Annotated in this window: 15 protein-coding genes; 5 read left to right on the top strand and 10 right to left on the bottom strand. The window is 49.5% G+C overall.

What is annotated here, in order from left to right; translation table 11 throughout:
• The 3 genes from GF404_08590 to GF404_08580 all read right to left on the bottom strand — a co-directional run.
• The coding region (locus GF404_08590; GenBank protein ID MBD3382241.1) for a hypothetical protein at positions 1 to 330 on the bottom strand (330 nt) is incomplete at its 3' end.
• A gap of 4 nt (positions 331 to 334) precedes the next feature.
• Positions 335 to 2,158 carry a hypothetical protein gene (locus GF404_08585; protein ID MBD3382240.1) on the bottom strand — a complete coding sequence of 608 codons (1,824 nt, stop codon included), beginning with the start codon at positions 2,156 to 2,158 and terminating at the stop codon, positions 335 to 337.
• Between the two features lie 163 nt (positions 2,159 to 2,321).
• A complete protein-coding gene (locus GF404_08580) occupies positions 2,322 to 3,317 on the bottom strand; it encodes a GNAT family N-acetyltransferase (protein ID MBD3382239.1) in 996 nt (331 codons plus the stop codon).
• Positions 3,318 to 3,449: 132 nt separating this feature from the next.
• Between GF404_08580 and GF404_08575 the strand changes: the two genes are divergently transcribed.
• The 4 genes from GF404_08575 (at position 3,450) to GF404_08560 (ending at position 7,351) form a co-directional block, all read left to right on the top strand.
• Complete coding sequence (locus GF404_08575) at positions 3,450 to 4,832, top strand: hypothetical protein (GenBank protein MBD3382238.1); 1,383 nt, start codon at positions 3,450 to 3,452, stop codon at positions 4,830 to 4,832.
• A 95-nt stretch (positions 4,833 to 4,927) separates the two neighbouring features.
• Positions 4,928 to 5,323, top strand: coding sequence for a hypothetical protein (locus GF404_08570; GenBank protein MBD3382237.1), 396 nt, complete (start codon positions 4,928 to 4,930; stop codon positions 5,321 to 5,323).
• A gap of 12 nt (positions 5,324 to 5,335) precedes the next feature.
• Positions 5,336 to 5,896: a LemA family protein gene (locus tag GF404_08565; GenBank protein MBD3382236.1), complete on the top strand. Its 561-nt coding sequence runs from the start codon at positions 5,336 to 5,338 to the stop codon at positions 5,894 to 5,896.
• 6 nt (positions 5,897 to 5,902) lie between these two features.
• Positions 5,903 to 7,351: a M48 family metalloprotease gene (locus tag GF404_08560; protein MBD3382235.1), complete on the top strand. Its 1,449-nt coding sequence runs from the start codon at positions 5,903 to 5,905 to the stop codon at positions 7,349 to 7,351.
• An 11-nt stretch (positions 7,352 to 7,362) separates the two neighbouring features.
• On the opposite strand, the gene GF404_08555 is transcribed toward GF404_08560, so the two are convergent.
• From GF404_08555 to GF404_08530, 6 genes are all read right to left on the bottom strand, one after another.
• Positions 7,363 to 8,343 carry an ornithine cyclodeaminase family protein gene (locus GF404_08555; protein ID MBD3382234.1) on the bottom strand — a complete coding sequence of 327 codons (981 nt, stop codon included), beginning with the start codon at positions 8,341 to 8,343 and terminating at the stop codon, positions 7,363 to 7,365.
• 143 nt (positions 8,344 to 8,486) lie between these two features.
• Positions 8,487 to 8,975 (bottom strand): response regulator, encoded by a 489-nt coding sequence (locus GF404_08550; protein ID MBD3382233.1) that lies wholly within the window; start codon positions 8,973 to 8,975, stop codon positions 8,487 to 8,489.
• A 12-nt stretch (positions 8,976 to 8,987) separates the two neighbouring features.
• On the bottom strand, positions 8,988 to 11,027 hold the full coding sequence (locus GF404_08545) for a response regulator (GenBank protein MBD3382232.1): 2,040 nt from the start codon (positions 11,025 to 11,027) through the stop codon (positions 8,988 to 8,990).
• Positions 11,028 to 11,041: 14 nt separating this feature from the next.
• Positions 11,042 to 11,605 (bottom strand): CBS domain-containing protein, encoded by a 564-nt coding sequence (locus tag GF404_08540; protein ID MBD3382231.1) that lies wholly within the window; start codon positions 11,603 to 11,605, stop codon positions 11,042 to 11,044.
• A gap of 40 nt (positions 11,606 to 11,645) precedes the next feature.
• Positions 11,646 to 13,349 (bottom strand): GHKL domain-containing protein, encoded by a 1,704-nt coding sequence (locus GF404_08535; protein MBD3382230.1) that lies wholly within the window; start codon positions 13,347 to 13,349, stop codon positions 11,646 to 11,648.
• 248 nt (positions 13,350 to 13,597) lie between these two features.
• Entirely contained in the window at positions 13,598 to 14,476 is an 879-nt protein-coding gene (locus GF404_08530) for a GNAT family N-acetyltransferase (protein MBD3382229.1), read from the bottom strand.
• Between the two features lie 298 nt (positions 14,477 to 14,774).
• Here GF404_08530 and egtD point away from each other — a divergent pair, with 298 nt between their 5' ends.
• Positions 14,775 to 15,785: an L-histidine N(alpha)-methyltransferase gene (egtD, locus tag GF404_08525; protein ID MBD3382228.1), complete on the top strand. Its 1,011-nt coding sequence runs from the start codon at positions 14,775 to 14,777 to the stop codon at positions 15,783 to 15,785.
• Between the two features lie 31 nt (positions 15,786 to 15,816).
• On the opposite strand, the gene GF404_08520 is transcribed toward egtD, so the two are convergent.
• Positions 15,817 to 16,046 (bottom strand): thiosulfate sulfurtransferase (locus GF404_08520; GenBank protein ID MBD3382227.1); only part of this gene is annotated, 230 nt, incomplete at its 5' end.

Below are 16,046 nucleotides of genomic sequence, written 5' to 3'. Positions count from 1 at the left end.
CTCGAATTTGCGATTCATCGGATCCTTGCCGAACAGTCTCATTAAGAGACCGGTCGGAGTGATCACTAAATAGTAAGTCAAAGTCAAAAGGATATAAGTTACTACCACCCCGATCGCATGGGCAACTTTCATCCAGACATATTCTACAGGCGCAAGAATTTTCGGAGCGACCAGCCCGGTAGTCAAAAACAGTCCGCTGACGATGAATAAGTATGGCCATGCTCCGATTTCTCGCCAGAGGAAGATCCCTCCTAAAACCGCGAATCCAGCCGCGATAGTGATACCGAATTTACGCAATTCACTTTTTGATTTATCAAGCCTGTTCAGCATTTATTTAATCCAGTTCAAACAGTTCCCGCCAGTCGACGTCTTCCTTTAACGGCGGTTGCTCTTGTTTATACAAAATCAGATCCTCCAGGATCAAAACATCGATTTCGGTTCGCATAAAACACAGGTAAGCGTCCTGCGGAGTGCAGACTATCGGTTCGCCCCGCACGTTAAAAGATGTGTTGACGATTACACCATAGCCGGTTCGTTCCCTGAATTTTTCGATCAAGCGATGATAGCGGGGGTTGTCGCGCCGGTCGACTGTCTGCACCCGGGCGGAATAGTCGATATGGGTCACCGCCGGTATATCCGAGCGCGGGATATTGAGCTTGGCGATTCCGAACAGATTCTGCTCCTTTTCGTTCATCTGTTTTTGGCGTTCTTTTCTGACCGGTGCTACAATCAGCATATAGGGCGAGGGACGGTCAAGTTCAAAATACTCGCTGACATGTTCGACCATCACGCTGGGAGCAAAGGGGCGAAACGATTCGCGGTACTTGACTTTCAGGTTCATAGTCGACTGCATCTTGGGCGAACGAGCGTCGCCGATGATACTTCGGCTTCCCAGCGCGCGCGGACCGAACTCCATCCGCCCGCAAAACCACCCGACTACTTTTTCTTCCTCAAGAAAGCGCGCTGTTTTTTCTAAGACTTCTCCGGTTTCATGGCGGTGATACGGGTAGTCATATTTTTTCAGCCAGCGTTCGATTTCGTCGCTTGTCCACGATGGTCCCAAATACGATCCCTGCTGGCGGTCACGACCGTCAGCGGGAAGACTGCGCGGTTTGCCGAGGTATTGATGCCAGGCGTACAGCGCCGCCCCGAGCGCACCCCCGGCATCGCCCGCCGCCGGTTGAATCCAGATATCGTCGAAGATTCCCGAACGCAAAAGCTTGCCGTTGCCGACACAATTGAGCGATACACCGCCCGCCAGGCAGAGGTGTTTTTCGTCTGTTTCTCGCCTGACATGACGAGCCATACGGAGCATGATCTCTTCTGTGACCTCCTGGATAGAACGTGCCAGATCCATCTCTTTTTGGGTCAGTTCACTTTCCGGCTGACGGGGTGGTCCCCCGAACAGGCGGTCAAACCTGCGTGAAGTCATGGTCAAGCCCTGGCAGTAATTGAAGTATTTCATGTTGAGTCGAAAACTGCCGTCTTCTTTTAAGTCCAGCAGGTTATCGTATATCAAATCTTTATATTTCGCTTCACCGTATGGGGCCAGTCCCATCAGCTTGTACTCGCCTGAATTGACCCGAAATCCGGTATAGTACGTGAAAGCGGAGTAAAGCAGTCCCAGGCTGTGCGGGAAATGCATCTCGCTTTTGAGCGTCACTGAATTGTCCTTGCCGATCCCCCATGAAGCTGTCGCCCACTCACCGACCCCATCGAGGGTCAGCACGGCCGCGTGTTTGTAAGGCGAGGCTAAAAAGGCTGAGGCGGCATGGGACTGGTGGTGTTGCGGAAACAGCAGTTTGCCGTCAAATCCCTCCAGCTCCTGCATGATTCGATCGCCCATCCAGAGTTTTTCCTTGAGCCAGAGGGGCATCGATAACCAGAAGGATCTAATCCCGGCCGGGGCAAACGAGAGGTAGGTTTCCAGCAGGCGTTCGAATTTGATCCAGGGTTTGTCGTAAAAGGCGACATAGTCGAGTTTTTCGGCGGTGATTCCGGCTTCATTCAGGCAATAGCTGATCGCCCGTTTCGGGAACCTGTGATCGTGCTTTTTACGCGAGAAACGCTCCTCCTGTGCCGCGCAGATTATTTCACCGTCTCTGAGCAGACAGACTGCGCTGTCATGGTAGAAGGCGGATACACCGAGTATGTAAATTGCATCTGACATAAAGATAATTTCTCGTTACCGGTTTACATGATTGCCGTCAGCGCTGGAATTGTCAATATTGAACAGCTTCCCGCAGACGACGATTTCAGAAGTTTATGCGTTTAACCTCTGCCTGATTGATACGCATCAAAATTACTCTATTAGTTAGCGATTATCGGTTAATCAGCGAAAGTATCCTGTTGCATTTAGGGTAACGATGACGCGCCAGAACCAGGCTGGTGTATTTTTTCGCGCCCAGTGTTTTTTTGAAACGGCCCAGTTTTTCTCCGCCGATCTCACCTCCCAGGTGATATTTTTTCACTTTTTTTTCAATCAAGCATTTGATGATCTCAGAATGTAAGAGATTCACCGGGCGCATCTTCTGGAACCTGTAATCGATTCCGGCACTGACTGTCGCACCGATCGTTTCATAGGCGATAAATATCGCCGAGGCGACGGTTTTATCATCATGCTTTGCGAGGGCGACCCGGGCTTTGCTGCCATGTAAGTCGAATATCCGTTTGAAACGCTCGAAATTGTGAGCGGTGTATGAACGATTTTGTTCTCTCCAGCGCTTATATGAATGCTGGTACATGCTGTAGAAATCATTCAAAAGTTCCTGACCGCCGAATTCGATTTTGACATCGGATTTTTGCGCACGACGGATATTGCCACGGCAGATTCCCGGCCTGTTGAACCATTCGTCATGGCTTGCTGGTAAATCCACGACATAATATGGGTAGCGATCGACCGGATTCAGGTTGAAACGTCGGAAGAGCACATCATACTTTTTATAAATCTGCTCAGGTATGCTGAGATGGATGAAAGCATGGCGGGGCAGTTTTTTCAACAATTTATGCAATTGATCCCCGGTTTTTAGGTCTCCCAGCAGACTGTTGAAGCGAACACCGCTGAAACTATCGCATTTTATAAACTTCAACATTGTTTCTTCGGCTTTAAACAAGGGGATAAGCAGATCATCGGATTTAATCAGTACAGTCCGGCCGACTGCCATCTCCATAGTCCCGCTGAATTCCGGCCCTCCGATCGGCGAAGGGGAGCACGGCATCAAATCGACCGTGGCGCGCCAGTGGTTTATTTCTTCGGGATGCAGTTTATCACCAGCCATTTTCAGGTAGTCAGAGAATAAGTTAAACTGAATCAGCATTGTTTGTCATATAATATCGGCAAGGAACCCCCGAAAGTCGCTATTTTCAATCTAAATTTCCTGTTTTAGCCACAAGGAACAGGGAGCGTCAGTCGATAATACAATAAATAGAAGACCCCCGGGCCTATTAATATGAATATGCTGCTCAAAAAAATACGGGATTACATTTACCTCTACCGACCGCTTCAGAACTATTACGGAGCCGATTTCAAGAGGATTTTCAATTTCGTGGAGAGATCATGTGAAAAAAGCAAAGATGAAATTGAAGCATATAAGCTCGAAAGACTACGCCGTCTGGTCGAGCATGCCCGCCGGTCTGTGCCGTATTACAGGGAATTGTTTAAACAGCACGAAATCAGGCCTGAGGATATAAACTCCTTCGAAGATTACGCACGGATACCGGTATTGACCAAAAAGCTTCTTCGTGAAAATCTGGACCGTCTAAAGTCTGATGATTTTAACAGCTACAAGCCGATTCTGACCGAAACATCGGGTACAACCGGACAGGTGACACGGCTTTACCGGAGCAGTTACCACGAGGCTTACCGCAAGGCGGTAGTCTGGCGTTTTTATCGTCAGCTGGGCCATGATTTCAGGCAACCCTGGGTATCCCTGAACAACTCATGGGGGTACAATAAGAACGCAAGACTGTACGAGTTCGACAAGATAGAGAACTGCCTGAATATCAATATCTACCATGTCATGGAAGGTCGTTACCGCCAGGTTGTCGAGGCTATTCGAGCTTTCAGGCCCAATATGATTCTGGCTCATCCGAATATTCTCTGCGCGATCGCCGATTATTTCGAGCGTGAGAATCTCAAGCCGATCGAGGCTCCGGTGATTATCACCTATGGCGAAAAGATCTACCAGCACATGAGACCGCTTCTTATTCGCGGTTTTCAGGGCAGGTATGCGGAATATTTCGGGAATCGTGAAAACAGCGTGGGCGCGTTTGGGGATTCGAGCGGTTGCTTCAACGAAATCTCGGAGTATTGCCATCTCGAACCCGCTAACTCGGATTGCATCTGTGGTTTTGACAGTTGTGGTGAATTGATCTCCACCAGCCTGCATAACTACTGCGTTCCGCTCATTCGCTACGATACCGAGGACCTGATTTGCTGGAAGGGGTATTGTGATGGCGAAAAATATCCCAGCTTTGAATTGCTGGGCGGACGGGGCAAGGATCTGCTTCTGAGCCGGGATGGCCTGGTAGTGCCGTATACACCGTCTATTCTTGAAAGCGCAGACAACAGCCGTGTCCGCAAATATCAGATATCCCAGGACGATATCGACCATGTAACCCTGAGGGTGGTTGCGGATGATAATTATGTCGTCGAACGCGATGAGCCCCTATTGATTGAGCAGTTCAATCTCGTTTTGGCAAAGAAGTTCAAGATCAGTATTGAGTATGTCGAAGACATTCCCTTTACAAGAAATGGCAAGTACAGGGTATCGGTCTCACCCCTGACCATGGAATACCTGGGAAGCGATTCCAGCAAGGAAATCGCCGGCTGAGAAGTGCTCTGATTAAGTTTTAATTTGAATTTTACCCCCATTTGGTTGTATTATACATAAAATGCCTTGAGAAACCTGTTTCTGATTAATTTGTTATGGATTGTGTCAACTGCAGAGAACCGATGATCGTGCTGGAAGTCGATCAGGTTGAAATCGACTATTGCCTTGAATGCGGCGGTATCTGGCTGGACTCCGGCGAGCTGGGGATATTGCTCGATGACGATGATATCGTTGCGGAATTTTTGGAAAAACCGGTCATGACAAACCATGTTCGCGAATCGGAAAGACTCTGTCCAGAATGCGAAAAAAACCTGAACGAACTGCTGGTCGATCCTGACAATGGAATCTATATAGATCGCTGTGCCGATCGTCACGGGCTCTTCTTCGACCGTGGAGAATTGAAACAGGTAATCGGCCTGTTCAGGACAGAGACGAGTAAAAAAGTGGCTTCTTTGTTAAAGGATATATTCCGTGGAGATAAAATAGATTAGAAAGGAGCTTCTATGCTCGGTTACATTATTGTCATTGGGCTGATCATCGTGGCGGCGATGTTCGTGATCGGTGCTTACAACAGCCTGGTCCGACTGCGAAACCAGGTCAAGAACTCCTGGTCGCAGATCGATGTCCAGCTCAAGCGTCGTCACGACCTGATACCCAATCTGGTCGAAACCGCCAAGGGCTACATGAAACATGAGCGTGAAACACTCGAGAATATCACCGAGGCCCGCTCGAAAGCGATGGGGGCGGATTCGGTCAAGGAAGCTTCGAAAGCTGAAAGCGAGTTGAGCGGGGCGGTCAGTAAATTCTTCGTGGTCGTCGAAAATTACCCGGACCTGAAAGCAAACCAGAACTTTTTGTCTCTCCAGGAGGAGTTGACCTCGACCGAAAACAAGATCGCCTTTGCACGGCAGTCATACAATGACCAGGTGTTGTTTTTCAATAATAAAATCCAGATGTTTCCCTCAAACGTCATCGCCGGCATGTTCAACTTTAAAGAAGCTGATTATTTCGAGGTCGAAACCCAGGCTGAACGGGATGTGCCGAAAGTAGATTTCGGTGATTGATCTGCTATGTGGGAGCTGATTCGTGCCAACCGGCGCAAGTCGATCGCGCTGTTTATTGTCATGGGGCTGATGCTTATGGTCCTGGGGTACCTGATCGGTGAAGCCTACTGGCCCCGGGGCGGAGGAGTCGGCGGGCTGGCTGTAGCCCTGCTTGTATGGGGAATCTGGTCGCTCGTGGGCTATTTCGCCGGGGATTCGATCCTGCTGAAAAGTTCGGGGGCAAAGCAGGTAACTCCTGATGTCCACCCACAGCTTTTCAACGTGGTCGAGGAGATGAAAATCGCTTCCGGGCTGTCGCACATGCCCAAAGTCTATATAATCGATTCACCTGCGCCAAATGCCTTCGCCATCGGCCGCACACCAGAGAAATGTTCGATCGCTGTTACTGCCGGTCTTCTGGCTATACTCAATCGCGATGAACTCCAGGGTGTGGTGGCCCATGAGACAGCTCATATCCATAACCGTGATATCCAGTTCATGACCTATGCGGGAATTATGCTGGGCACGGTGGTTTTGATCTCGCACATGTTTTTGAGAAGCCTGTGGTTTTCAGGCGGACGCTCGAGCCGTTATCGTTCCAGGTCCGGCAACCGAAACAGCGGTCAGGGACAGGCGATTGTCATGGTCGTGGCGATAGTTTTCGCGATTTTAGCCCCGATTATGGCGCGCCTTTTGTACCTGGCAATTTCTCGCCGGCGGGAGTACCTGGCCGATGCTTCCGGTGCGCGTTTTACCCGTTACCCGGAGGGATTGGCTTCAGCCCTGGAGAAGATCTCCGGCTCAAAGGAAGACCTCAAGACCGCCAATAAGGTTACTGCCCCGATGTATATAGTCAATCCGCTCAAGGGGAAGGGCAAAAAGCTGGCCAATCTTTCGAGCACCCATCCGCCGATCACAGAGCGAATCCGGATACTGCGCTCGATGGCGGGCGGTGCGGGGTATGCCGATTACCAGAGCGCGTATGAAAAAGTCCATGGGAAGAAATCATCTGTACTGCCACAATCGGCTCTGGCAGATAAGTCAGCTGTCCCGGTCTTGATTCCCGGACAGGAGGAAATGGCGGGTGCCGGGCAGAAATCGAGCAGGCGTGAATTTGGCGATGTGGTCCGGGCGGTCAATCAGTACCTGTTTTTGTTCTGTGCCGGATGTGGCCTCAAGATAAAGGTTCCCCCTGAATTTAAAAAGAAGCAATTCCCCTGTCCAAGGTGCAAAACGCAGATAGAGGTCCCATTGGCGGAGATGGCCACCGTTGGGGCCGTGCTGGAAAGTGTTGACCAGGGCAGACAAGAGACTCAAAAAGATTACGATATGGTCTATCGTCGCAAGCGGTCTGAGTGGGAATCATTCAGGTGCAATTGCGGTAAAACTATCCAGCTCTCACCTCATTTCAGCGGGAATTACCTGGATTGTTCGAATTGCAGGCGGAAGATAAAGATCGAACTGCCTCAGATATAAAGCTCCGAAAACTATAATTCCACGAGACTGCCGACGCCGTTTTTCAAAGCATTATCGTAGACGATTTTAGCCGTGGCGGCATCCTGAATAGCCAGGCCGTTGGACTTAAACAGGGTGATCTCATGTTCATCGGTACGGCCTTCTTTTTTGCCGGTTACGATTTCACCGAGGTCAGCATGGATATGGGCTTCGTCGATTTCACCCTCTTTGATAGGGATCATAACATCCCCGGCTTCGTTTAAACAGGCCTCGCGAGAGTCAGCGATCAGTTTCGAACGCTTGATTATTTTCGTGTCGAGTTCGCGGGCGGATGGGGTATGGCTTCCGATTCCGTTAATGTGCGCGCCGTCTTTTACTTTACTGCCGTCAAAAATTGGGTTGGATGAAGATGTGGCGGTACAGATTATATCCGCTTCTTCGATCATCTTCTCAGGGGAATCGGATTTTATGATTTCTATCTTGAGGCGGCCGCTCATCTCGCTCGCGAAGTTATCGGCGGCTTCGGCGGAAACATCGTAGACATAAGCTTTCGATAGGAGTCTTGCGATTGACACCGCCCAGAGTTGCATCTTGGCCTGAACTCCCGCGCCAAAAACAGCCGCTACCTGGTTGTCTGATTTGCGGGCCAAATGCTTTGTCGCTACACCGCTGACCGCACCGGTTCGTACAGCAGTCAGGTAACCGCCGTCCATGATACAGGTAACATCGCCGTTGTCGGGATCCTGCAGAAGTACTTTACCGATCGTGACCGGAAGATTATGCTGGGTAGGATTATCCTTGTAGACTGTAACCACTTTGCAGGCCAGTGCTCCCATCTCCCGCAGGTACGCGGGCATGTACAGCGCCAGCCCACCAGGAGGAGTGATGTTGATTCTCAATGGAAGTACAGCGGTTCCGTTAGCCATCTCGGCAAACGCCTTCTCAACGGCCTGCATGCAATCAGACAGGTTCAGGACTTTGATTACATCTTCACGTGACAGCAGAAGCGGCATATTATTCCTCCCGGTGTTTGATGATGACAGCCTCAATATATCTGCTTTATTGCCTCAACAGCAAATGTTTTTTATAAAAAAGCCGGCAACCTCTTGATACCAGAGACTGCCGGTATGATATATAGGGTGGAGGACACCCGGGATTATTTTTCTTCGTCGTCGAGTTTTTTTATCTCGCGTAAAAACCCAAGCGGGCTGGAAACTTTGGCCAGGTCCATAATTTTATCGAGCCGTTCTTTGTCGGCTTTGAACTTATTTTTCATACGTGCTTCATAAGCGTCCTTGAGCACTTCCAATAGATTATCGAGATCATACGGCTTGGACAGGTAACTGAAAGCTCCCAGCTTGGTGCACTCGACCGCGGAATCGACCGAACCATGTCCGGTCAGCATGATAACCTCGATAAATTTGTGTTCTTTCTTAAGAATTTCCAGAACTTCCTTACCGCTCATTTCTGGCATTTTTAGATCCAGAAGGGCCAGGTCGAACTTACCCTGTTCGGCCGCCTCGAGTGCTTCCTTACCGCTGTATGCCTTGGTGACATCGAAGCCCCTCATCTCCAGTCGCTGAGCGATCGAATCGAGGAATTGCACCTCGTCGTCGACTATCAGCAGTTTAATTTTCTGTTCCATTTTAACCTCTCTCTATGATGGAAATCCGACAAATCTCCAGTACCCTAAAAAGACCCAGAACCACATCACAATTAATGATAACACAAGTATTGCGGCTCCGTGTTTCAGGAAATCGCTCAGCTTGACCAGTTGTTCGCCGGTGACCGGATCCTTGGCCAGGGTGTAGGCGATGGCATTATTGGGTGTGCCAATAATCATCATGTGTGCAAACGAAGATGCAAAAGCGGTCGCCAGCCCGACCATCCAGGGATGAGTACCGGAGATCGAAGCCATCGGCACAGTGATCGGCCCGATCGCTGAAACTGTCGCGCCGTCGCTCATGAAATTAGTGGTAATACCGGTAAACAGGCTGGTGGCGATTGCCAGACCCTCACCCGACTGCATGAAGCTCGGCAGGATGCTGATAAACGAATCGGCCAGGTACAGGGCCGCGCCGGTAACCGCCAGTCCCTTTCCGAGTGCCGCCGCTGAAGCGTAGAGAGCGACGACGTCCCAGGGGATGGTGGCGATATCCTTCCAGCGCAGGATCTTGAAAATATTTAAAAGCACGATAGCGAGCAGTACTGGACCGCCCATACCAAAGATATCACTGGTGGTGATCCAGAGTAAGATCAACCCGACTAAAACCGCGGCTGTAATGTATTCCCTGGAGTTCATCGGCCCGATCTTTTCAGACGCACGCTTGACGATCGAAGAGACATCCAACTGTTTGACTTTGATTTTCTTTCTGAACATGAAGAAGAAGTAGGTCGCGATCACCAGCGCCATGACCGGAACGTACGGGAGACCGTAGACGACCCATTCGCCAAATGAGGGTGCAATACCGTAATCGGCCAGAATACCCAGCATGACCGCGTTACGTCCGCCTGCCGCGGGTGAACCGGGGCCACCACAGTTGGCCACAAAACATAATGATAAAGCGAACATGACAGCCAGCGCGCGATCCTGTTTGACATTCGCCTCTCTCGTGGAATAGGCGTAGACCATCATAAACAGTGGCATCACGAAAGCAATCAGGGCATGTTCGGAGACGAATGAACAGGCCACTCCCAGAAGGGGCAGGAATATAAACAGCAGTTTACGGAGATTCTTGGCTGGTGATAACAGCAACAGGCCGATGCGTCGATCGAGACCGGTTTTCGATATGGCGATCGAAATTGCCAGAACGCCAAAGATAAATATTACCGCGTCCTTGGCATAGGCTTTGGCGATATCGTCCGGCCTGAGAACCCCCAGAAAGTACATACCAACTCCGACCAGGATGGCCGTAATTCCGATCGGTACCGCCCCGGAGGCCCAGAAGAGAGCGGCCACAACCAGGATACCGAGCATAATCTTGGCGCGGGAGGCGGTTTGTTTGGGGGTTAACTGATCGTAGATTCTTTTACCTTTCTCGTTTACTTTCGAGGGGCCGACCTTATATTGTTCACCATAATACTTGGCGATACTCGTACCTTTTTCCATTTTTGAGTAGCCGGAATAGCCCTGGTGCGGATCACTCAACTGTCCGGTCTTCTCGGCCGACAGGATCTGCAACATCCTGTCCGGCGTAGGACCGAAAGCAATCAAGGCGAACAGCAAAAGCCCCAGCAGGATGACCCCCGGCCTGTGGTTGTGCGAGCCGACCAGCCATTTCCACCGCGAGCCCTTGATCACCCTGGGTATTTCATGACGCTCCATGGCATGGACTTTGGCCTCACGGGCTTCCTCGATCACCTCCACGAGTTTGTCGATATCGCAGGGTTTTTCGAGGTAGCGGAATGCATCCAGCCTTCCGATCTCCATGGCAGACTGCACTGATCCGTGACCGGTCAGCATAATCACCTGGAGTGCGGGGCGAAATTCCTTGATGTCCTTGAGCACCTGATCCCCGCTCATACCTGGCATCTTCAAATCCAGCACGGCAACTTCGAGATCACTGTCGTTACGGGCGATCTTGATCGCTTCCTCGCCCGTGCCGACATCGACAATATCGTATCCGCGCATCTTGAGCCGTTTGGCCATCGATTCGCGGAACTGAACTTCATCATCTACAAGCATTACCCTGGCCATATCTGCACTCCCGTTTATTTCTGACTGTCGTCGTGTAATGCCTTGACCTTTTCGGTCACTTCTTCGAACAAGTCGGAGAGCCTGAGCACCCCGACCACTGTACCCCTGCGTGTCACCAAAACCGAGAGGGTCTGGTACTTGACGATTTTATGCAGGGCGTCATGGCATGTGTCGGTTTCCTCTAATGCTTCGTTGGCAACCGGCCTCATGACGTCTCTGACTTTGAGTTTAAAAGCCCGTTGAAAGTGGTCGATGAAATCTTCCTGCAGAAACTGGTAGTTGTCAATTGCTGATCTCATCGAATCGGCATGGATATGATCCTGGGCCATCGAATTGAGTTCGTCGAGTACATCGGTTTTCATCTCGAGCGCGGTCAGAAATACCAGTTCACCGATTTTGCCGACGATTCTGCCCTGACTGTCACGGACCAGCACAGCCCGGTGAGGCTGTTTGCCTTCCGGTGTTTGCTGTCTTTTGCGATCGAGAGCCAGGATAGCATCGAACAATGAAGAATCCTGGTCGATCTGGGGGTACTCTTCGAGGGGAACCATGAGGTTTTTGACAAGAGTTTCATCCATTGGCACCTCTCAATATGTTAATAGCACTTGTTTCGGCATTTTATATTTTATCCCTGTCGATCGGCAAATATATCCTGAAAGTTGAACCTTCACCGATCTCAGATTCGACTTCGATTTTGCCACCCAGGTTCTTAATGATTCCATAACTGACAGAAAGCCCCAGGCCGGTACCTTTACCGACTTCCTTGGTAGTATAAAATGGAAGAAATATCTTTTCAAGCTGTTCTTTGCTCATTCCCTTTCCAGTGTCCGATATCTCGATAACCACGAAATCATGATCACGGGCAGTCTTCAGGATAATTTTGCCCGGTTTTTCCTCGCACGCATCCATGCCGTTGTTGACGATGTTCAAAAAGACCTGCTGGAGTTGATTGCCGTCGGTAACGATTTCGGGCAGGCTTTTGTCATAGACACGGATTATCTCAATGTTGGATACGTTCAATTCAGGTCCCAGGAGTCCATCGACCACACTGTTGAGCAGTTCGTTGATGTCGTTTGATTTCAAGTCCATCTCGCTTTTGCGCACGAAGCCCAAAAGTTTGTGTGTGATATCCCGACACCTGAAGACCATCTTCTGGATTGTATCGAGATGTTCGCCCAGGCTCTCCGGTGATGCATCCAGGTCGAAATCGGGATTGAGTATATCCTTCATCAGTCCGGCTTCTTCATTTATTACCGCCAGCGGATTGTTGATTTCATGGGCGATTCCGGCGGCCAGTTCACCCACCGAAGCGAGTTTGGCGGCATGTTCGAGCTGGGCCCGGGTCTGGTCGGTTTCTTTCTGCAGTTCGACCAGCTTTTTTGCGCGGGTTATGATCACCACGGTCGTTAACAGAACTATCGCGGCGGCTATGATGGCTATTTTGAGGCGGAATCCACTGAAGAGCCCATGCGACTGGCTGGTCGTGCCCTGGACTATCAGGGCCCAGTCGGCAGTCTTGAGCCATGAATAGGTATACTCGTAATCCTGACCGGCTACCTTGAAATTATCGGTGCCTATTTTCGGTTTTTTGGGCGGAATCACTCCGGTTTTTTCGAGCACCGACCCGGCATTGGGGGTTACAACCTGGTAGTAGCCGTCATCGTTGACAATCGATATCGAGACCTCGTTGGCGCCTTCCAGCGAACGCATGTAATCATAAACCTTTTCGGGAGCTAAAGTCGCGCGCAGGACAACATTGCGGTCGTTCTTCTGACGGGTGACCGCGATTGTGAAGTGAGGTTCCTGGCGGAAACCGAGATACAGGTCGGTTATGATAAACTGCCCTTCGCTTTTGATCAATTCGCGGTACCATTTCTCAGAACTGTAATCCTGTTTTTCAAGGGAGGGATAAGGGCCCTCATAAGCGGTTTGGATCCCGGAGGAATCGAGAAATCCGATGTCGACAAACGATTCGCTGTTAGTTTTCAGCTTGATCAAATAGGATTCCATCAACTCGGTCGAGGGGGGTGTCGGGAAATTGGGGTCGTCAATGATGTTCGAGAGATTGACGATTCGTTCGTTTATGAAGAGATCCAGTGTATTGGACATATTCTCCGCGATAGCCTGCAGGTGCATCCTCCGGCCCTCATCGGCCAGGGCATTGTACTGGATGTAGAAATAGACAATTAGCAAAAGCAGAGGTGCCAGGTAGGTTAAAAGAAGCCTGAAAATATGTTTGTTGGTAAGGTCACGATAGTGACTATCATCGAATGGAAGAGGGTCGAGGGACGCACGAGACGTGCCACTTTTTTTCCCAGGCATAGATAATACCCCAATATTTTACCGGGCGAATGATCTTCACACCCGGTCCTCAGGCCCGCTAAGACTGCCGGAATTTAGGTTCAAACAAGCATATTGTCAATAGAAATCGGAACGAAAAAGTCGCTTTTCGAGTGAAATGACATTGTGCAACTTTTCACAAAGGTTTCTGTCGATTGTCTATATGATATATGAACATGATTTCTGAAAAAGAGGTATAATCCTGACAGGATAATGTACCGATACGTGACTTAAGTTTGCGCTGTCAATGGAAACTTAAAATCCGCCCCGGGCAGGTTGATATCTCCGCGCACGAACAATACCGCGTCATCATCGGAAAAGACCGAATCATAATTGAATTTCACGATATCAGGTGAAAAATAGAAGTTGATCGCATCAGGTTTTTCACTCATGATACCCGGCAGAATAGAATCAATTTCAATCGGTTCTGTGAAAATCAGGTCCCATACATTCAGTTGGTCAGCGGACTGCGATGCCACCGCAATCAGGTTATGATCCTGCAGGTAATGCAGACAATGGGGGAAAAGGTTCAGCAGGTGCCAGAATGTAACATATTCATAACCGCAGGCTCCGAAACGTTCGGTTAAGATCATCCTGTTTGTGATCATCTTTTTGAGCAGGTCAAAATCCCGGGAATTACTCAGGTCAAGTTTTCTGGCCCGATAATCAGGTTCGGGAATGTCTGAAGTAGATTTAAAGATTACATCATTGGCACGCTTAAATCCGAAACGCGGATAGTAATCGATTACGCTTTCATTGGCGAACAAAAAGAACATATCAGTCGAGCATTCATATCGTTCTAATACGTAATCCATGATTACGCGGGCATAGCCCTGCTCGCGATATTTTCCGAGAGTCCCAACCGCGCCAAGCTGAACCGCCCGTTTTTTTTCGCCTTCAATCAGCACATTCATCTCAGAAGCGGAGGCATTGGATATGATGCGATCATCGACAGTCAGGCAGAATGGATTATAGCGATCATTCCAGAATCCTTTCTCGTACCAGTCCTTGAAATCGAGACCTGGAAAGATGGTTTGAATGAATTCGAAATAGCCGTTTCGAAGACGGACGTTATCCCTGATATTTTCATGAATTGTATATTCTCGCATACCTCGTTCTTCCTTCGGTAGAGCAAACGATTTAAGCTTTACAAGCTTTTCGTTAATTATGGATATTCATCGTTTAATTAAACCACAGCGGTCAATATCGCAAAATTCAAATCCAATGTGAATCAAAATCTGAACAAAACGGGATAACGGCTGTTTTTATCATTGAATAAGCCATTCCAATGAGCGGGTATTACACCCGCTGATAACGTCAAAAGCTGACAGGCTGTTACGAAGTTGCCGACCGTATGAATCATTTGCTCTTCCGGCAGGCATACTATGAACTAAACAGGAGGCGATAATGGCTCAGGATATACATACTTTACTGGCGATGGAGAATACTCATCCTGATTATCACAAGCACGAGTTTGCGGAAAGCATACTGACCGGCCTGACTGCCAAACAGAAATATATTCCCGCCGAGTATCATTACGATGCCGAGGGAAGCCGGCTGTTTGACAGGATCACCGAACTTCCGGAATACTATATCACTAAATGCGAGATTGACGCGTTGCGTAACAATCGTGACATCATCGCTGAATTTTTGGGCGAAGGAGCGGTAAATATCATAGAATTCGGGCCTGGCGACGGCAAAAAGACCCGTTCATTGGTGGATCACTTTCTGAAGCTCGATCTGGATTTCAGATATGTGGCCGTGGATATTTCTCATTCCGCATTGACGCAGCTTGCCGATGATTACCGGGCACGTTTTCCAAAGCTCGATTTCGACTGTCTGGTGTCTAACTACGCTTCCGGTTTGAAGTGGCTTAATGACCGCTATGGCCAGCGTAACCTGGTGCTGTTTCTGGGATCGAGTATTGGCAATTTCAGCCGTGAGCAGACCGATACATTTCTGAAAAGCCTGCATGATGAGCTAAACGCTGGTGACCTGGCCTTGATCGGTTTTGATCTCGTAAAAGACGAAGAGCTTATTCGTAAAGCCTACAATGACGCGCAGAATGTCACTTCCGAGTTTAACCTGAACCTGCTCAGGCGGATCAATCGTGAACTGGCCGGGAATTTCCATCTGGACGGATTTCGTTATACCGGACGTTATTCCCACGCGGAAAAAGCGTTAAAAAGCTACCTGATCAGCCTTAAAAATCAGGAAGTCGAAATTGATGCGTTGCAAAAGACCATCTATTTCGAGCGTGATGAGGCGATTCATACCGAGGATTCACGCAAGTACAGCGAGTCAGATATCGAAAGGCTGGCCAACCGCAACGGCTTTTCTGTTATGGCAAACCTCTATGATTCCAAGCGCTATTTCGTCGATTCAATCTGGGAAGTCCGCAAGCCGATAATCAACTGATTAATTCTGTAGCCGAGTCAGTGTGCGACGGCTATCTCTGCCAGGCCGGCACCTGGTCTTCCGGTATACCGACTTCGATCGGATTTTCCGGATCACTGCTCCATTCCATCCAACCGCCATCGTATACAGCGATATTCGGCCAGCCCATCATATAGGCATTGAAGAACGCTTCGCTGGCACGCCATCCGGTTCCGCAATAGAAGGCAACACGCTTATCTGGCGTGATTCCGCTGTCGGCCCAGATTTCGGCTACTTCATGGT

This window comes from Candidatus Zixiibacteriota bacterium (assembly GCA_014728145.1).
In the GTDB taxonomy this organism is placed as follows: domain Bacteria; phylum Zixibacteria; class MSB-5A5; order JAABVY01; family JAABVY01; genus WJMC01.
This window is presented reverse-complemented; position numbering and strand designations above follow the sequence as displayed.